We start from the raw sequence: 17,939 nt of genomic DNA, 5'->3' as shown, positions 1-17,939 counted from the left end.
CGGCGCGCGGGGCCGGACGGGCCGCTCGGCGGAGGCGTCTCACCGGCCGGCCCATGCCTCGTGGGCGGACCACGCCTCCAGCACCCGCCCGCTCCGGAACCGGTGCTCCGCCCCCGTGACCGGATCGGTGAACTCCAGTGCCCGCGCCACCAGTTGGAGCGGGCGGCGGAAGTCACCGTCCGGCACGGGGTCGTGCACCACCGGGTAGAGCGGATCGCCGAGGATGGGCACGCCCAACGCGCACATGTGGACCCGCAGTTGATGCGTCTGCCCGGTACTGGGCACCAGCCGGTACCGGGCCAGCCCGTCCGCCCGCTCCTCCGCCAGCTCGATCCGGCTGACGGCATTGACCTCACCGTCGACCTGCTGGGCGGCCATCACCCCGCGCTCCTTGAGGATGCGGCTGCGCACGGTGGCGGGAAGGACGAGCCCCGGATCGTACGCGGCGACCGCCTCGTACTCCTTCCGCACCCGCTTCTCCCTGAACAGCGCCTGGTACGCGCCCCGTTCACCGGGCCGCACGGTGAACAGCACCAGTCCGGCGGTGAGCCGGTCGAGCCGGTGCGCGGCCCCGAGCTCCGGGATGCCCAGCTCCCGCCGCAGCCGCGCCAGCGCCGTCTCGACGACATGGCTCCCGCGCGGGGTGGTCGCCAGGAAGTGCGGCTTGTCGGCGACGACGATGTGCTCGTCCCGGTACACGACGTCCACGGGGAACGGCACCGGCACCTCGGCCGGCAGCTCCCGGTGGAACCACACGAACATCCCCGGCTCGTACGCCAGCCCGGCCACGCTCCGCCCGTCCACCCCGACGAACAGCCCGTCGTCCATCATCCGCTCGACGACCCCGTCCCCCGCCCCGGAGAGCCGGGCCACCAGGTACTCGCGGACGGTGGCCCAGGAGTCCTCGGGGGGCAGCCGGACCCGCACCGGGTCGACTCCGTCGCGCTGCGGGAGGGGGGAGGGCGGGATACGGCGTTTCCGGGTCATCGCGGTCAAGGGTAGGCGGTCGGGGTCAGGCGGGGGCCCGTTCGGGAGTCCGGGCCGGCGCCGTACGGGCGCGGTAGGCCCGGTATCCGAAGCCGGCGCCCACCGTGACCGCCAGGAACAGCACCGTGAACCACTGGAAGTACCAGTGCCCGCCCGCCGGGTCGTACACCGCGGCCCGCGGCCACGCCAGGTTGACCGTCATGGCGAGGCCGTAGAGGAGGGCCAGGGCGTTGACCGGTACTCCCCACCGGCCCAGGGAGAACAGGGGCGCGCCCGTCTCGTCGGTGCCGCGCACCGTGAACTCGCCCCGCAGGCGGCGGAGCAGCAGGGGGCCCGTGACCATCGCGTAGGCCAGGTAGAGCATCACGATGCAGGTGGTGCCGATGGCGAGGAAGGCGTCCGGGGAGGCGAAGTCGAGGAGCAGGAGGGCGGCGGCGAGGGTGCCCACGGTGACGGCGGGGGCGGTGGGCATGCCGGTGCGGGGGTTGACCCTGGAGAGGCGCGCGGAGAACGGGAGCCGGGAGTCCCTGGCCATCGAGAACAGCATCCGGCAGGCCGCCGTCTGGATGGCCAGCGTCGCCACGGCTATCGCCACCACCACGTCCGCCAGCAGGGCCTTGCCGACGCCGTCGCCGAGGCTGCTGGTGAGGACGTAGCCGAGGCCGTCGGTGCCGAGGCGGCCGTCGGTCAGGCTGGGGGCGGCGAGGAGGCCGCCGAGGATGATCAGGCCGCCGAGCAGACCCGCGGCGGTGAGCGCGGTGAGGATCGTGCGGGGCGCCGTGCGGCGGGGGTTGTGGGTCTCCTCGCTCATCTCGCCCGCGCTGTCGAAGCCGATCATCACGTACGCCGCCGTGAACGAGCCCACCAGCAGCGCGCCGAGCACTCCGCCCGCCGGGCCGCCGGTCGTGTGGAAGGTGATGGTCGGTGTGCGCCGCGAGTGGGTCAGCAGGAGGACGACGATCAGGAGCGCGCCGATGATCTCCGCCGTCACGCCGACCCGGTTGACCACCGACATCACGCGGTTGTCGAGGCTGTTCACCAGCGTCGTCAGGACCAGCAGGATCACGCCCAGGACCGCCGCGTTGGCGGCGCCGTCCGGTGACGTGGGCGCCGGGTCGCCGCCCACGAGCTGGAAGCCCGACCAGATCGCCGGCAGCACCATCTGGAGCGCCAGGGCCGCTGCCGCGACCACCACGATCTGGCCCACCACCATGATCCAGCCCGCGAACCAGCCGAAGGCCGCGTTCGAGAGGCGGGACGACCACTGGTAGATCGCGCCCGAGAGCGGGTAGCGCGCGGCCAGTTCCGCGAAGCACGCCGCCACCAGCAGCTGGCCTGCCAGCACCACCGGCCAGGCCCAGAAGAAGACCGGGCCGCCGAACGCGTACCCGAAGGCGAAGAACTGGAAGACGGTCGTCAGGACGGAGATGAAGGAGAAACCGGCGGCGAAGGACGCGTACCGGCCCAGGCTGCGGTGCAGTTCCTGGTGGTAGCCGAACTCCGCGAGGGAGCCGTCCCCGGTGGCGGGGGAGTGCGGGGGATCGGGGCGTAGGTCGGAGGGGGCGGTCGTGGTCACGGCGGCACCTGCCTTCGGCGCAGGAGGGCGGAATCCGGTCACCCGACAGCTGTATTCCTGTCGGGTGACAGAAATTAGGGAGCCGCTGTTTCCGCCGCGTCACGCGGCCGTGTCCGCGACGGGCCCAAGTCCTCACGCCGGCACACCACACACCGGCCTGAGTGACCGGCCCGCGCACGGCGAAGGGGCGGTGCCGTGAAGCACCGCCCCTTCGCCGAAACCCTGCATCCGCAGCCGGACGCTAGGCGGCCGCCGTGGCGCCCTCCTGCTCCTCCTCGATCTTCGCGTTCCACTCCCGCTTCGACGCCTGCCAGCCGTCCTCGTTGTGGCCCAGGCGCCAGTACCCGGAGATCGACAGGTCCTCGCGCGGGATCTCCAGCTCGACCCGCAGCAGGGCGCGCAGGTCTTTCACGAAGGCGGCCTCGCCGTGCACGAACGCGTGCACGCGGCCCTCGGGGAACTCCAGTGCGCGGACGGCCTCGGAGAGCGCCTCGCCGACGGGACGGTCGCCGCGGTGCAGCCAGACGACCTCGAAGGTGGAGTCGATCTTCTGCTCCTCCTCGGGGCCGGAGATCTCCACGAACGCGTGGGCCGTGGCACCCTCGGGCAACGACTCCAGGGCGCGGGCGATCGCGGGCAGCGCGCTCTCGTCACCGGCGAGCAGATGCCAGTCGGCGTCCGCGTCGGGGGCGTAGGCGCCACCGGGGCCCATGAAGTGGACGCGCTCGCCCGGCCGGACCCGGGTCGCCCACGGCCCGGCGAGGCCCTCGTCGCCGTGGACGACGAAGTCGAGGGTCATCTCGCGGTGCTCGGGGTCCCAGTCGCGCACGGTGTAGGTGCGGGTCACCGGCCACTGCTCACGCGGGAACTCGGCGCGGATGCGCTCCACGTCGAAGGGCTCGGGGTAGACCGCGCCCCCGGCCGGGAACAGCAGTTTCACGTAGTGGTCGGTGCACGTGTCCGCCGCGAACTCGGCCAGACCCTCGCCACCGAGCACCACGCGCTGCATGTGGGGAGTCAGTCGCTCGGTGCGGACGACCTGCGCGGAGTGGGGCTTACGCGGCTTCCGTGCCGGACGTTCTGCCATGACGGCCTCCCAGATTCCCAAGCTTAGGCTTACCTAAGTTAGCACTACATTGTCTGTGAAAGGCAAGAAGGAAGGGCAAGAACAATGCTTACGCGCCCAGCGTGGTGAGCAGTCGCTGCAATGATCCGCCCAGCCCCCAGCGCTCCGCCAGCGCGCCCACCAGCTCCGGATCGCGCGGCGCGCGCGGCAGCGCGGGGTCGACATCCGGCAGCGGTACGTCGTCGGCGACCTTGACGACCTTCGGCGCGACCGCGACATACGGCCGCGCCTCGTCGAGGCGTTTGCGCTGCGAAGGCGTCAGCCTGGACGCGGGGTCGTCGATCGCGGCCATGATCCCGGGCACGTCACCGAACTCGGCGAGCAGCTTCGCCGCCGTCTTCTCGCCGATCCCGGGCACGCCCGGCAGACCGTCGCTGGGGTCGCCGCGCAGCAGCGCCAGATCCGCGTAGCCGCGGCCGTCGACGCCGTACTTCTCGCGCAGCAGGGCCTCGTCGGTGAGCTGGAGCGAGCCGACGCCCTTGAGGGGATACAGGACGCGGACGCCGCGGGCGTCGTCGACGAGCTGGTACAGGTCGCGGTCGCCGGTGACGATGTCGACCGGGCCCTTCGCGCGGGCCGTGAACGTGCCGATCACGTCGTCGGCCTCGTACGGCTCGACGCCCACGCGCGCGATGCCGACCGCGTCGAGGACGGCCTCGATGATCGGCACCTGCGGGGAGAGCGTGTCCGGAATCTCCTCCGCGTCCGGGCCGCCCGCGCGTACCTCGGCGACGCGGTGCGCCTTGTAGGTGGGGATCAGGTCGACCCGCCACTGGGGGCGCCAGTCCGCGTCCATGCAGGCGACGAGCAGGTCCGGGCGGTGGTCCTTGACCAGGCGGTCGATGAACTCCAGCAGCCCGCGCACGGCGTTCACCGGCGTGCCGTCCGGGGCCTTCACGGACTCCGGGACGCCGAAGTAGGCGCGGAAGTAGAGCGAGGCGGTGTCGAGGAGCATCAGTCGTCCGGTCACGCCACGCATCATGCCGCACGTCGGCGCGACGGCCACCCCTCGCCGTCACTCGGAGGGACCAACACCGCGTCACCCGGAGGGGCGGTCACCGGCTGTCCGTGACCTGGGCCACTCCTGTGTTTGCCCGTCGGAGGCCTGGGCAGGCGCGGCCTCGGAGCGATGCCGGTTGCACGTTCAACCGCCGAGGGGTCCGCGGGTCCCTCGGTGTCGCCTCCACGTCCTGTCCCCGACCGAGAGGTACGCGTGTCAGCCAGGCTAGAAGCCGAGCACCTGCACAAGGTGTTCGGCAGACGACCCGACCAGGCAGTCGAACGGCTCCGTGACGGAGCCGACCGGGAGGAGCTGCGCGCCGAAGGCACCACCGCCGCGGTGATCGACGCCTCCTTCTCCGTCGCGCCAGGGCAGATCTTCGTCGTCATGGGCCTGTCCGGCTCCGGCAAGTCGACCCTCCTGCGCATGCTCAACGGACTCCTGGAGCCCACCGACGGCCGCGTCCTCTTCGACGGCCAGGACCTCACCGCGCTCAGCGACCGCGACCTCCGCGAGGTCCGCGCCCGCAAGATCAGCATGGTCTTCCAGCACTTCGCGCTCTTCCCGCACCGCAGCGTCCGCGAGAACGCCGCCTACGGTCTCGAAGTGCAGGGCGTGCCCCGCGCCGAGCGCCTGAAGCGTGCCGGCGAGGCGCTCGCCCTGTGCGGCCTGGCCGGCTGGGAGGACTCGTGGCCCGACGAGCTGTCCGGCGGCATGCAGCAGCGCGTCGGCCTGGCCCGCGCGCTCGCCACCGACGCCGACCTGCTCCTCATGGACGAGTCGTTCAGCGCCCTCGACCCGCTGATCCGCCGTGACATGCAGGACCAGCTCCTCGAACTCCAGAAGTCGCTGAAGAAGACGATCGTCTTCATCACCCACGACCTCAACGAGGCCATGCGCCTGGGCGACCGCATCGCCGTCATGCGCGACGGCCGCATCGTCCAGACCGGCACCGCCGAGGACATCCTGCTGCGCCCCGCCAACGACTACGTGGCCTCCTTCATCCAGGACGTCGACCGCTCCCGGGTGCTGACCGCGAGCGCCGTCATGGACACCGGAGTCGACGGCCACGAGGCCGACTGCGACTGCGCGACCGCCACCCCTGACACCCCCTTCACCGACCTGTGCGCGATCAGCGCCCGCCTCACCCACCCGGTCGCGGTGGTCGACGCGGCGGACGAGGTCGTGGGCGTCGTACCGCAGGAACGTCTCGTCGCGTTCCTCGGCGGGGACGCGGAGGAAGAGGTGACCGCCCATGCCTAGGCTCCCGCTCGGCGACTGGGTCGACTCCGGTGTCGACTGGCTCCTCGCCCACATGTCCTGGCTCTTCGACGCGATCAAGACGGTCGTCGAGGGCATGTACGACGGCATCAACGCGGTCCTCACCGCCCCCGAACCCCTGCTCCTCGCGGGCATCCTGGCCGTGATCGCCTGGTGGCTGCGCGGACTGGTCGCGGGAGTCCTGGCCTTCGCCGGATTCCTGCTCATCGACTCGCTCGACCTGTGGGACCGGGCCATGTCGACCCTGGCCCTGGTGCTCGTGGCGACCGTCATCGCCCTGGTGATCTCGATCCCGCTGGGCATCTGGGCCGCCCGCTCCAAGGCGGTCAGCGCGGTCGTACGGCCCGCTCTCGACCTGCTCCAGACGATGCCGTCGATGGTCCTGCTGATCCCGGCGATCCTCTTCTTCGGCCTCGGCACCTCCGCCGGCGTGATCGCCACCCTGATCTTCGCGCTCGCCCCCGGCGTCCGCATGACCGAGCTGGGCATCCGCCAGGTCGACGCCGAACTCGTCGAAGCGGCCGAGGCGTTCGGCACCTCGCCGCGCGACACCCTGCTCCGGGTCCAGCTGCCGCTGGCGCTCCCGACGATCATGGCGGGCGTCAACCAGGTCATCATGCTGGGCCTGTCGATGGTCGTCATCGCCGGCATGGTCGGCACCGGCGGTCTCGGCGGCGCCGTCAACGAGGCCATCGGCCAGCTCGACATCGGCTTCGGCTTCGAGGCGGGCGTCGGCATCGTCGTCCTCGCCATCTACCTCGACCGCATGACCAGCGCGCTCGGCACCCAGATCTCGCCGCTCGGCCGCAGGGCCGCCGCCAAGGCGCGCGCGTCCGACGGCGCCAAGCTGTGGAACTACCGCCCGCGCCCCGCGTTCGCGGTGATCGGCGTGGTCGTCCTCGCCCTGGTGGCGAGCGGCCTCGGTGTCTTCGGCTCCTCCTCGGGCTCCGAGGCGACCGCCGCCGACAACGTCGGCAAGGGCAAGAACATCACCATCGGCTACATCCCGTGGGACGAGGGCATCGCCTCCACCTTCCTCTGGAAGGAGATCCTGGAGGAGCGCGGCTACAAGGTGACCACCACCCAGTACGCGGCGGGCCCGCTCTACACCGGCCTCGCCACCGGCCAGGTCGACTTCCAGACCGACTCCTGGCTGCCCACCACGCACGCCGAGTACTGGAAGAAGTACGGCAAGCAGCTCGACGACCTGGGCAGCTGGTACGGCTCGACGTCCCTGGAGCTGACCGTCCCGTCGTACGTGAAGGACGTCAACACCCTCGCGGACCTCAAGGCGCACGCCTCCGAGTTCGGCGGCAAGGTCACCGGCATCGAACCGAGCGCCGGAATGATGGGCCTCCTGAAGACCAAGGTCCTCAAGGAGTACGGCCTCCAGAGCTCCTACGACGTCGTCGACGGCTCCACCCCGGCGATGCTGGCCGAGCTGAAGCGGGCGTACGCCAAGCAGCAGCCGATCCTCGTCACGCTCTGGTCGCCGCACTGGGCCTACAGCGACTTCAAGCTGAAGAAGCTCAAGGACCCGAAGAACGCCTGGGGCAAGGGCGACGCCGTGCACACCCTGTCCCGCAAGGGCTTCGCCGACGACAACCCCGACGTCGGTAAGTGGCTGAAGGACTTCAAGCTCACCGAGACCCAGCTGACCGGTCTCGAGGCGCAGATCCAGAAGTCCGGCAAGGGCGGGGAGCAGGACGCCGTCCGCACCTGGCTGAAGAAGCAGCCGGGCCTCGTCGACAAGCTGGCGCCCCTCGCGCAGGACCGCAAGAGCTGACAGAGCCGGGCGGCCGGGTGACCTGACGGCACCGGCCGCCGCCCAGAGGTGGGCCCCGCCGCACGTTCCCCCCTTCGTGCGGCGGGGCCCACCTTTTCGTGTCCTCCGGTACGAAAAGGATCCGGCCAACCACACAGCGCTACGAAGCCCCTGGTTCAGGCCTTCGGTGGGAGCGGGAACACAGGCGGCCGCGCACGCATTGAAGACTAGAGGCGGACTCCCGCGCGGAACGGGGCTCACCGGGCCCTCGCGCACTGGCCAGAACTGTGAGGTCCGAGCACACGCTGCGTGACGTGGATGTGACAGGCGCATGAAACGGTTTGCCGAACATGCGTAGGGTGCAGAGAAGTCATCAGAGGACGCTTCAGAAACAGCATCGGACCGACGAGCCGAGGAGGGAGCCGGAGCGATGGGCGACCACAAAGAACAGCCCCTTCGGGTGGGTGCGGCCGTACGGCGCCGCCGCCGCGCGCTGTCCCTGACCCTCGCCGTCGTGGCCGAGCGCAGCGGCCTGTCGGTGCCCTTCCTGAGCCAGGTGGAGAACGACCGGGCCCGCCCGAGCCGCAGCTCCCTGGAGAAGGTGGCCGACGCCCTGCGCACCACGGCCGTCGAACTCCTCGCCGCCGCCGACCCCGCGTGCAGCGTCGACGTCGTCCGCGCCGAGGAGCCGGAGTCGGCCGAACCCCGGATGCGTTCCCTGGTACGGGGTCACCACCAGCTGCACGCCTCGGAGTTCACCGGCGACCATGACGCGGGGCGTGAATTCCAGCACCGCAACGACGAGTTGATGTACGTCGCGGACGGCGCCGTGGAGATCGAGGCGGAGGGCCGCGCCTACCGTCTGGTGCGCGGCGACACCATGTACCTCACCGGAGGCGTCCGCCACCGCTGGCGGGCGACCGTGCCGGACACCCGGGTGGTCGTCGTCGCGGTGGCCGAACACATCGAGGCGGTCCAGGACCGCCAGCGCTGATGCGCGTCGTCTCCCTCGTCCCGTCGCTCACCGAGGCCGTCGCCGTGTCGCTGCCGGGGGTCCTGGTCGGCGCGACGGACTGGTGCAGCCATCCGCCGGACCTCGACGTCACCCGCGTCGGCGGCACCAAGAACCCGGGACTCGACCCGGTCCTCGCCCTGGCCCCGGACCTGGTGATCGCCAACGAGGAGGAGAACCGCGCACCGGACCTGACCGCCCTGCGCGAAGCCGGAGTCGAGGTCCTGGTCACCGAGGTGCGGGACGTCCCGCAGGCCTTCGCGGAACTCGCCCGGGTCCTCGACGCCTGCGGTGCGCCGTCCCGCCCGCGCTGGCTGGACGAGGCGGAGCGGGCGTGGGCGGGGCCGCCGGAACCGGAACACCGCAGGACCGCCGTCGTCCCGGTCTGGCGCCGGCCCTGGATGGTGCTCGGCCGGGACACGTTCGCGGGCGATGTGCTGTCCCGGCTGGGCGTGGACAACGCGTACGCGACGCACGCCGAGCGCTACCCGCGCGCCCCGCTCGACGAACTGCGGTCCACGGCACCGGACGTGGTGGTCCTCCCGGACGAGCCGTACCGCTTCACCGCGGACGACGGACCGGAGGCGTTCACCGGCCTGCCGTGCGCGCTCGTCAGCGGCAGGCACCTCACGTGGTACGGGCCGTCACTGGGGGAAGCGCCACGGGTGCTGGGCGCGGCCCTGCGAGCAGCGCGCCGCTGACCAGGCCCCGGGAGGTCTGTACGGCGGCGGTGGCCCAGGCGGCGACCAGGACGCCGTAGAGGACGAGGGCGAGACCGTCGTAGACGGCGAGGCCGGTGTGGTGGGCCAGGGACTCGGCGCCGGTGACGCAGGTGCCGACCGGGAAGGTGAAGGCCCACCAGGTCATCGTGAAGCGCATGCCTTCGCGGCGGGCGCGGACGACGTGGGCGGTGGCGAGGACGAGCCAGAGAAGGGCGAAGCCCATGACGGGGACGCCGTAGAGGACGGCGAGGAGGGCGAAGCCGCGGGCGTCGGCGGGCGGTACGACACCGGGGGCGAAGTCCGCGAACTTGCCGACGGCGGTGGTGGACTGGCCCAGCGGGCCCAGGACCAGGAACAGCGCCGGGGTGAGCGCGAGGGGCAGCGGGCCGCCGGTGACGAGCCGGGCGAAGACCAGCGGCAGCATCAGCAGGGTCGCCAGCAGGCTCAGCCCGAACATCGCGAAGCAGGCCAGCAGCAGGGTCTCCTGCGCCTGCCCGGCCGGGAGATGTGGCACGAGGAGCGGGCCGAGCGCGGCGGACACCATCGGCGCGACGACGGGCAGCAGCCACACCGGGGTCGCCTGCGCGGGCCGCACGCGATGCCGTACGGCCATCAGGTACGGGACGGCGACGGCCGCCGCGAGACCGATGAGCGTTCCGGCGCCGAACAGCACGGCGTCGAGCGCGACCGCCGCCGTGACCCCGATCCAGTCCCGCCCGACGACCAGGGTGCCGCCGCCCACCGCCAGCAGGGCCATCGCGAGGCAGCCGTAGAAGGGGGCCATCGCCTGGTCGAGGAGGTGGGCGCGGGCCTGGTCGCGGTGGCGGGTCCAGTGCAGGGTGCGGGCGGCCAGCAGGGCCACGAGCATGGCCAGGGAGAGGGCCCAGACGGCGGTGCAGGCCGTGCGCAGCCCCGGAGGCCGCACCGGGAGCCCGGCACCGGCCGTGGCGACGATGGCGGTGCCCATGACGGAGGCGTACCAGTTGGGTCCGAGGTGACGAACGGCGGTGACCATGTGTCCACCGTCTCGCCGACTGAGACGGGCCACCAGGGAGCATCCTTCTATGGGGACATAAACTGGATTTATGAGCAGGGGTGAGACGGATGAGCAGCGGGAGGCGTCCATAGCGCACCGGGTGCCGGATCTGGGGGCGCTGGAGCTGTTGCTCGCGGTGGCCCGGCTCGGCAGCCTCGGCGGCGCGGCCCGGGAACTGGGGATCACCCAGCCGGCCGCCAGCAGCCGCATCCGCTCGATGGAACGCCAGCTGGGCGTCGCCCTGGTCGACCGTTCGCCGCGCGGCTCCCGGCTGACGGACGCCGGGGCCCTGGTCACGGACTGGGCCCGCCGGGTCGTCGAGGCCGCCGCCGCCTTCGACGCGGGAGCCCAGGCGCTGCGGCACCGCCGCGACTCCCGGCTCCGGGTCGCCGCCAGCATGACCATCGCCGAGTACCTGCTCCCGGGCTGGCTGCTCGCCCTGCGCTCCCAACGCCCCGACACGGCGGTCTCGTTGCTGGCCGGGAACTCGGCGACGGTCGCGGAACGGCTGCTGTCGGACGAGGCGGACCTGGGCTTCGTCGAGGGGCTCTCCGTGTCCCCGGGGCTGGACTCCGCGGTGATCGCCCACGACCACCTGATCGTCGTCACGGCTCCGACCCATCCGTGGGCCCGGCGCCAACGCCCGGTACCCGCGGCGGAGTTGGCGTCGACGCCGTTGATCCTGCGGGAGAAGGGCTCGGGGACCCGGCAGGTGCTGGACGCGGCCCTGGGCGGTCTTGCCCGTCCCCTCATCGAGCTGTCGTCCACCACGGCGGTCAAGGCGTCGGCGGTCAGCGGGGCGGGACCGGCGGTGCTGAGCGAACTCGCCGTGGGGGAGGAGCTGTCGACGCGGAGGCTGGTGCGCATCCCGGTCGAAGGGGTCGCTCTCGCCCGGGACCTGAGGGCGGTGTGGCCCACCGGGCACCGGCCGACGGGACCGGCACGGGAACTGCTCTCGCTGACGCGCGGCTAGGGCCTGCCCGGCGGATCCTGTCGCAGACGCGCCCTAGCGGGCCTTCGCGGCCGCTTCCACCAACGCCCGCATCACCCGCAGGTCCGTGCCCATCTCGGGATGCCACTGCACGCCCAGCACCCAGTCGGCGGAGGGGAGTTCGACCGCCTCCGGGGTGCCGTCCGCGGCCCAGGCCGACACCGTCAGGCCGGCGCCCAGGCGGTCCACGCACTGGTGGTGGAAGGTCGGGACCGAGGTCTCCTCCGGGACCGCCGCCGCGTACAGGGTGCCCGGGACCGGCTTGACCGGGTGGTGGCCGAAGACGCCCGGGGTCTCCGCGTGGCCGTCGATGTGCTGGACGAGGGTGCCGCCGACGGCGACGTTCAGGAGCTGCATCCCGCGGCAGATGCCCAGCAGCGGTACTCCCGCCGTCAACGCGGCCTCGATCAGGGCGAGTTCCCAGGAGTCGCGGGCGGCGGCGGCCGGGCCGGTGCGGGGGTCGCGCTCGGCGCCGTAGCGGATCGGTTCGACGTCGGGGCCGCCGGCGATCACCAGGCCGTCGAGGCGGGCGACGGTCGCGGCGGCCCGCTCGGGGGAGTCGGGGGGCAGCATCGCGGCGAGGCCGCCCGCCCGCTGGACGAGGCGCGGATAGCCGGCCGGCAGCAGGGCCGCCTCCAGCTCCCAGGCGCCCCAGCGTGCCCCGGCCTCCAGATATGTGCTGATGCCGATCAGCGGCCTGTCCGCCATGGACCCCTCCGACGTGACGCGCATTGAATGGACTCCGTGCGAACCATTGAACTACCCCGCTGGTCAGGCGGTCATGCGAGGAACCCCCGCAGCAGCGCCGCCGTCCCCGCGCAGTGCTCCCGCATCATCTCCCGCGCCCCGTCCGCGTCCCCGTCCAGGACCGCCTCGACCAGCGCGATGTGCTGGCGCTGCGAGTGCTCCAGGTTGCGCACGAGGAGGGGGATGCAGTCGAGGAGGTCGTTCACCGTGGCCCTGACCGCCGCGTACTGCGCGGTCAGGGTCGGCGAACCGCACAGCTCGGCCACGGTCAGGTGCAGCAGGGTGTCGAGACGGCGGTAGTCGGCGAGCGGGGCGTCGTGCGTGCGGGCCAGCGCGTCGCGCAGGCGGCCCGCCTGTTCGCCGTCCAGTCCGTGGGTCGCGCACAGGCCCGTCGCGCCGACCTCCAGCACCTCGCGGAAGCGCAGCACGTCCTCGATGTCGACCGCGCTGATCCGCCGCCGCAGCTCGTCCTCGCCGCCCGCGTCCGACTTCGGCAGCACGAACGTCCCGCCGTAGCGTCCGCGCCGGGACTCCACGAGCCCCTGGTCCTGCAGTACCTTCAGAACCTCGCGCAGCGTCACCCGGCTGATCCCGAGCCGCTCGGCCAGCTCCCGCTCGGCCGGCAGCCGCTCGCCCCCCGGCACCAGCCCGAGCCGCACCACCTGGAGGATCTGTTCCAGCGCCTCCTCGAACCCGTTGCCCGCCCGCACCGGCCGCAGTACCGGGGTCAACCGGTCCTCAAGGCCGTCCTCCGCTTCCAGTGACACGGGGCGGCACCCCCTTCCCAAGCAATGGTTCTCGGCAATACCTTATGGCTTCCGGCTGACCGTAGAAGCCGAAGGAGGCTTTCCCGTGGCAGACCGCACACCCCCACTGAGCGTCGAGGACCTGCAACGCCTCGTCAGCAGTGGTGAGATCGACACTGTCGTCCTCGCGTTCCCCGACATGCAAGGGCGGCTGCAGGGCAAGCGGTTCGCCGCCCGCTTCTTCCTCGACGACGTCCTCGCACACGGCACCGAGGGCTGCAACTACCTCCTCGCCGTCGACACCGAGATGAACACGGTCGACGGCTACGCCATGTCCTCCTGGGAACGCGGTTACGGCGACTTCGCCATGCACCCGGACCTGACCACCCTCCGCCGTGTGCCCTGGAACGACGGCACCGCCCTGCTGATCGCCGACCTCGCCTGGAACGACGGGTCGCCGGTGGTCGCCGCGCCCCGCCAGATCCTGCGCCGCCAGCTGGAGCGCCTCGCCGAGCACGGTCTCACCGCGCAGGTCGGTACGGAGCTGGAGTTCATCGTGTTCAAGGACACGTACGAACAGGCCTGGGACGCCAACTACCGGGGGCTCACTCCGGCCAACCAGTACAACATCGACTACTCCGTCCTCGGCACCGGCCGCATCGAGCCGCTGCTGCGCCGGATCCGCAACGAGATGGCCGTCGCGGGCCTCACCGTCGAGTCCGCCAAGGGCGAGTGCAACCCCGGCCAGCACGAGATCGCCTTCCGCTACGACGAGGCCCTCGTCACCTGCGACCAGCACGCCGTCTACAAGACCGGCGCCAAGGAGATCGCCTCCCAGGAGGGCGTCTCGCTGACCTTCATGGCGAAGTACAACGAACGCGAGGGCAACTCCTGCCACATCCACCTCTCGCTCGCCGACGCCGACGGCGACAACGCCATGGCCGGAGACGGCGAGGGCGGGATGTCGGAGGTCATGCGGTACTTCCTCGCCGGACAACTCGCCGCGCTCCGCGACTTCTCGCTGCTCTACGCCCCGAACATCAACTCGTACAAGCGGTTCCAGCCCGGCTCGTTCGCGCCCACCGCCGTCGCCTGGGGCTACGACAACCGCACCTGCGCCCTCCGGGTCGTCGGCCACGGCCGCTCGATGCGCTTCGAGAACCGGCTGCCCGGCGGGGACGTCAACCCCCATCTGGCGGTGGCAGGTCTCGTCGCGGCCGGACTCCACGGCATCGAGCAGAAGCTGGAGCTGCCGGAGGCCTGCGCGGGCAACGCCTACAGCGCCGAGTACGCGCACGTCCCCACCAACCTCCGCGAGGCCGCCGAACTGTGGGAGAACAGCCCGATCGCCCAGGCAGCCTTCGGCGACGAGGTCGTCGCGCACTACCGCAACATGGCCCGCGTCGAACTGGAGGCCTTCGACGCCGCCGTCACCGACTGGGAGCTGCGCCGCTCCTTCGAACGTCTGTGACCGCTCCGCCCGCCGAGACACGTCTGTGAGGACACCCTTGCCCGCCGAGCACCCGCTGCACGTACTCAACCCCGCCACCGAGGAGATCGTCGCCACCGTCCCCGCCGCCACCGCGGCCGACGTCGACGCCGCCGTCGTCCGCGCCACCCGAGCCCAGACCACCTGGGCCGCGCTGCCGCCCGCCGACCGGGCCCGGCTGCTGCGCCGCTTCGCGACCGCCGTCGACGAACACATCGAGGAACTGGCCCAGTTGGAGGTGCGCGAGGCCGGGCACACGATCGGCAACGCCCGCTGGGAGGCCGCCAACGTCCGTGATCTCCTCGACTACGCGGCCGGGGGAGTCGAGCGGCTGACCGGTCGTCAGATCCCGGTCGCGGGCGGCCTCGACATCACGATCCTCGAACCGCTGGGCGTGGTGGGCGTGATCGCGCCCTGGAACTTCCCCATGCCGATCGCGGCCTGGGGCACCGCCCCCGCGCTCGCCGCCGGCAACGCGGTCATCCTCAAACCCGCCGAGACGACCCCGCTGACCGCGCTCCGGCTGGCCGAACTCGCCCTGGAGGCAGGCCTTCCCGAGGGACTCCTCCAGGTCCTCCCCGGCCACGGACCGGTCACCGGCGCCGCGCTCGTCGAGCACCCCGGCGTCGCGAAGATCGTGTTCACGGGGTCGACCTCCGTGGGCAAGCAGGTCCTGGCGAAGGGCTCGGCGCTCCTCAAGCGCGTCACCCTCGAACTCGGCGGCAAGAGCCCGAACATCGTCTTCGCCGACGCGGACATCGAGGCCGCGGCAGCCGCCGCCCCCATGTCGTTCCTCGACAACTCGGGCCAGGACTGCTGCGCCCGCACCCGCATCCTCGTCCAACGCGCCGTCCACGACCGCTTCCTGGAACTGCTGACCCCCGCGATCGAGGCGGTCACGGTCGGCGACCCGGCCGACGAGAAGACCGACATGGGCCCGCTGATCTCCAGGTCCCAGCTGGAGCGCGTCCGTTCGTACGTCACCGACGACCTGGGCGGCATCCAGGGCACGGCGCCCGAGGGCCCCGGCTTCTGGTTCCCGCCGACCGTCCTCACCGGCGTCGACCCGCACGCGCGCGTGGCCGTCGAGGAGGTCTTCGGCCCCGTCGCCGTAGTGCTCCCCTTCGAGGACGAGGCGGAGGCGGTGGCGCTGGCCAACGCCACCGACTACGGCCTCTCCGGCTCCGTCTGGACCCGTGACGTCGGCCGCGCGCTGCGCGTCTCGGGGGCCGTCCGGGCGGGCAACCTGTCCGTCAACTCCCACTCCAGCGTCCGGTACTGGACCCCCTTCGGCGGCTTCAAGCAGTCCGGCATCGGCCGCGAACTGGGCCCGGACGCGCTCACCGCCTTCACCGAAACCAAGAACGTCTTCATCAGCACGGAGGGCTCCGCACAGTGACTGCTCAGGAGAACATCTGCCGCCGGCTCGTCGGCCGGACGGCCGTCATCACCGGCGCCGGCAGCGGCATCGGTCTCGCCACCGCGCGCCGCCTCGCCTCCGAGGGCGCGCACGTCGTCTGCGGCGACATCGACGAGACCCACGGGAAGGCGGCGGCCGACGAGGTCGGCGGACTCTTCGTCAAGGTCGACGTCACCGACCCCGAGCAGGTCGAGGCCCTCTTCAAGGCGGCCCACGACACCTACGGCAGCGTCGACATCGCCTTCAACAACGCGGGCATCTCCCCGCCCGACGACGACTCCATCCTCGACACCGGCCTGGAGGCCTGGAAGCGCGTCCAGGACGTCAACCTCACCTCCGTGTACCTGTGCTGCAAGGCCGCCATCCCCTACATGCGCCGCCAGGGCAGGGGCTCCATCATCAACACGGCGTCCTTCGTGGCCAGGATGGGCGCGGCCACGTCCCAGATCTCCTACACCGCCTCCAAGGGCGGTGTGCTGGCCATGTCCCGCGAACTGGGCGTCCAGTTCGCCCGCGAGGGCATCCGGGTCAACGCGCTGTGCCCGGGCCCGGTCAACACCCCCCTGCTCCAAGAACTGTTCGCCAAGGACCCGGAGCGGGCCGCGCGCCGCCTCGTCCACATCCCGGTCGGCCGGTTCGCGGAGGCGACCGAGATCGCCGCCGCCGTCGCCTTCCTGGCCAGCGACGACTCGTCCTTCGTCAACGCCGCCGACTTCCTGGTGGACGGCGGCATCTCGGGCGCGTACGTCACCCCGCTGTAGGACAAACCGGTACGGTCCACGTCGTATGCGACACCTTCTCGCGTGGACCCTGGCAGCGGTCGCCGCCCTGGCGACCGCGCCGGCCGCCCCCGCCCCGACCACGACCCACCCGAACTGCCCACAGCTGAGCACGAGTTGGTACGGCGACGACCGGGCCCGCCTCCAGCGGGTGATCTGCTCGGCCGGCGGCGGCCACCCGGTCGCCGTCTTCGACTGGGACAACACCGTCACCAAGAACGACGTCACCGACGCCACCCTCGCCTGGGCCCTCCGCCACGACAAACTGCTCCGCCCGGCCCACTGGACCGACACCAGCGAGTGGCTGACACCCACGGCGGACCGGGCCCTGACCGGGGCGTGCGGCACAGCCGTCCCGCCCGGCACGCCCCTCCCCACCGCCACGCACCCCCGCTGCACGGACGAGATCGCCGCGATCCGCGAGACCGGCACCACCACGAGCGGCGCCGCCGCCTTCGCCGGCACCTGGAACCACCGCCGCACGGTCCCGCAGTACGCCTGGGTCCCCCAGCTCTTCACCGGCCGCACCCCCGCCGACCTCGCGTCCTACGCCCGGGCGGCCCGCACCGAGGCCCTGGCGGCCCCGGTCGGTGCGACCCGACTCCTCGGCACCCGCACCGTCCCGGCCTACGTCCGCTACTACGACCAGCAACGCGACCTGATCCACACCCTCCACCGCGCCGGATTCGACGTCTACATCGTCTCGGCCGGCGCCGAACCCATCACGGAGGTCTGGTCGCGGGGCGTCGGCATCGACGCACGCCACACCCTCGCGATCCGCTCCCTCCTCGACGCCCGCGGCCGCATCACCCCCTGGACCACGGGCTGCGGCGGCACCCCGCCGACCCGCGGCGAGGCGATCCCGTACATCGACGGCAAACGCTGCTGGATCAACCAGGAGATCTACGGCGTCCGGGGCAACACGGCCTGGAAGCGCGCGAGTTGGCGGCACCGGCCGGTGATCGCGGGCGGCGACGCCGACACCGACGTGACGTTCGTCGGGGACGCGACCGGCGCCCACCTCGTCGTCAACCGGAACAAGAGCGAGCTGATGTGCCGGGCCTACGACGACGCCGACGGCCGCTGGGTGGTCACGCCGATGTTCATCGACCCGCTCCCGCGCAGACGGGACCCCTACCCGTGCTCGACGACGGCGTACACCGCGCCGGACGGGACGGCGAAACCCCTGCTGCGGAGGGACGGTTCACCGGTGCCGGACCAACGGGACACCGTGTACTGACGGTCGACGCCACCGGTCCGGC

16 protein-coding genes are annotated in these 17,939 nt (G+C 72.0%); 9 read left to right on the top strand and 7 right to left on the bottom strand.

Going from position 1 to position 17,939, the window contains the following annotated elements; translation table 11 throughout:
• Positions 1 to 39: 39 nt before the first annotated feature.
• The 4 genes from ACIPTO_RS27480 to ACIPTO_RS27465 all read right to left on the bottom strand — a co-directional run bounded on the left by ACIPTO_RS27480 (position 40) and on the right by ACIPTO_RS27465 (position 4,668).
• Positions 40 to 987: a pseudouridine synthase gene (locus tag ACIPTO_RS27480; RefSeq protein ID WP_401196445.1), complete on the bottom strand. Its 948-nt coding sequence runs from the start codon at positions 985 to 987 to the stop codon at positions 40 to 42.
• A 25-nt stretch (positions 988 to 1,012) separates the two neighbouring features.
• Entirely contained in the window at positions 1,013 to 2,563 is a 1,551-nt protein-coding gene (locus tag ACIPTO_RS27475) for an amino acid permease (protein ID WP_366321275.1), read from the bottom strand.
• Between the two features lie 241 nt (positions 2,564 to 2,804).
• Positions 2,805 to 3,650, bottom strand: coding sequence for a siderophore-interacting protein (locus ACIPTO_RS27470; RefSeq protein WP_401196443.1), 846 nt, complete (start codon positions 3,648 to 3,650; stop codon positions 2,805 to 2,807).
• An 88-nt stretch (positions 3,651 to 3,738) separates the two neighbouring features.
• Complete coding sequence (locus ACIPTO_RS27465; protein WP_366321654.1) at positions 3,739 to 4,668, bottom strand: 5'-3' exonuclease; 930 nt, start codon at positions 4,666 to 4,668, stop codon at positions 3,739 to 3,741.
• Positions 4,669 to 4,902: 234 nt separating this feature from the next.
• Here ACIPTO_RS27465 and ACIPTO_RS27460 point away from each other — a divergent pair, with 234 nt between their 5' ends.
• The 4 genes from ACIPTO_RS27460 (at position 4,903) to ACIPTO_RS27445 (ending at position 9,448) form a co-directional block, all read left to right on the top strand.
• Positions 4,903 to 5,952, top strand: coding sequence for a glycine betaine/L-proline ABC transporter ATP-binding protein (locus ACIPTO_RS27460; protein ID WP_401196441.1), 1,050 nt, complete (start codon positions 4,903 to 4,905; stop codon positions 5,950 to 5,952).
• Positions 5,945 to 7,756 (top strand): ABC transporter permease/substrate binding protein, encoded by a 1,812-nt coding sequence (locus ACIPTO_RS27455; protein WP_401196439.1) that lies wholly within the window; start codon positions 5,945 to 5,947, stop codon positions 7,754 to 7,756. Before ACIPTO_RS27460 ends, ACIPTO_RS27455 begins: the two co-directional genes overlap by 8 nt.
• 409 nt (positions 7,757 to 8,165) lie before the next feature.
• The gene (locus ACIPTO_RS27450; RefSeq protein WP_033283758.1) at positions 8,166 to 8,729 is read left to right on the top strand and encodes a helix-turn-helix domain-containing protein; all 564 of its coding nucleotides are present in this window, start codon (positions 8,166 to 8,168) and stop codon (positions 8,727 to 8,729) included.
• Positions 8,729 to 9,448: a helical backbone metal receptor gene (locus ACIPTO_RS27445; RefSeq protein WP_401196437.1), complete on the top strand. Its 720-nt coding sequence runs from the start codon at positions 8,729 to 8,731 to the stop codon at positions 9,446 to 9,448. The genes ACIPTO_RS27450 and ACIPTO_RS27445 overlap by 1 nt, the downstream gene beginning before the upstream one ends.
• On the opposite strand, the gene ACIPTO_RS27440 is transcribed toward ACIPTO_RS27445, so the two are convergent.
• Positions 9,375 to 10,484: a TDT family transporter gene (locus ACIPTO_RS27440; RefSeq protein WP_401196435.1), complete on the bottom strand. Its 1,110-nt coding sequence runs from the start codon at positions 10,482 to 10,484 to the stop codon at positions 9,375 to 9,377. The genes ACIPTO_RS27445 and ACIPTO_RS27440 overlap by 74 nt on opposite strands.
• A gap of 70 nt (positions 10,485 to 10,554) precedes the next feature.
• Here ACIPTO_RS27440 and ACIPTO_RS27435 point away from each other — a divergent pair, with 70 nt between their 5' ends.
• Positions 10,555 to 11,478 carry a LysR family transcriptional regulator gene (locus ACIPTO_RS27435; protein ID WP_401196433.1) on the top strand — a complete coding sequence of 308 codons (924 nt, stop codon included), beginning with the start codon at positions 10,555 to 10,557 and terminating at the stop codon, positions 11,476 to 11,478.
• 33 nt (positions 11,479 to 11,511) lie between these two features.
• Here the strand turns inward: ACIPTO_RS27435 and ACIPTO_RS27430 are convergent, their stop codons facing one another.
• Positions 11,512 to 12,204, bottom strand: a complete 693-nt coding sequence (locus tag ACIPTO_RS27430) for a gamma-glutamyl-gamma-aminobutyrate hydrolase family protein (RefSeq protein WP_366321652.1) — start codon at positions 12,202 to 12,204, stop codon at positions 11,512 to 11,514.
• A 71-nt stretch (positions 12,205 to 12,275) separates the two neighbouring features.
• Complete coding sequence (locus tag ACIPTO_RS27425; RefSeq protein ID WP_366321261.1) at positions 12,276 to 13,010, bottom strand: FCD domain-containing protein; 735 nt, start codon at positions 13,008 to 13,010, stop codon at positions 12,276 to 12,278.
• Positions 13,011 to 13,095: 85 nt separating this feature from the next.
• Here ACIPTO_RS27425 and ACIPTO_RS27420 point away from each other — a divergent pair, with 85 nt between their 5' ends.
• The 4 genes from ACIPTO_RS27420 to ACIPTO_RS27405 are packed head-to-tail and all read left to right on the top strand — an operon-like array spanning position 13,096 to position 17,917.
• Positions 13,096 to 14,460: a glutamine synthetase family protein gene (locus ACIPTO_RS27420; protein WP_401196430.1), complete on the top strand. Its 1,365-nt coding sequence runs from the start codon at positions 13,096 to 13,098 to the stop codon at positions 14,458 to 14,460.
• Positions 14,461 to 14,497: 37 nt separating this feature from the next.
• Entirely contained in the window at positions 14,498 to 15,877 is a 1,380-nt protein-coding gene (locus ACIPTO_RS27415; RefSeq protein WP_401196428.1) for an aldehyde dehydrogenase family protein, read from the top strand.
• On the top strand, positions 15,874 to 16,659 hold the full coding sequence (locus ACIPTO_RS27410; protein WP_366321255.1) for a 3-oxoacyl-ACP reductase: 786 nt from the start codon (positions 15,874 to 15,876) through the stop codon (positions 16,657 to 16,659). The genes ACIPTO_RS27415 and ACIPTO_RS27410 overlap by 4 nt, the downstream gene beginning before the upstream one ends.
• Before the next feature lie 25 nt (positions 16,660 to 16,684).
• Complete coding sequence (locus tag ACIPTO_RS27405; RefSeq protein ID WP_401196425.1) at positions 16,685 to 17,917, top strand: haloacid dehalogenase-like hydrolase; 1,233 nt, start codon at positions 16,685 to 16,687, stop codon at positions 17,915 to 17,917.
• The last annotated feature ends 22 nt before the right edge of the window (positions 17,918 to 17,939 follow it).

It is taken from the genome of Streptomyces sp. NPDC090083, assembly GCF_044747445.1.
In the GTDB taxonomy this organism is placed as follows: Bacteria; Actinomycetota; Actinomycetes; order Streptomycetales; family Streptomycetaceae; genus Streptomyces.
This window is presented reverse-complemented; position numbering and strand designations above follow the sequence as displayed.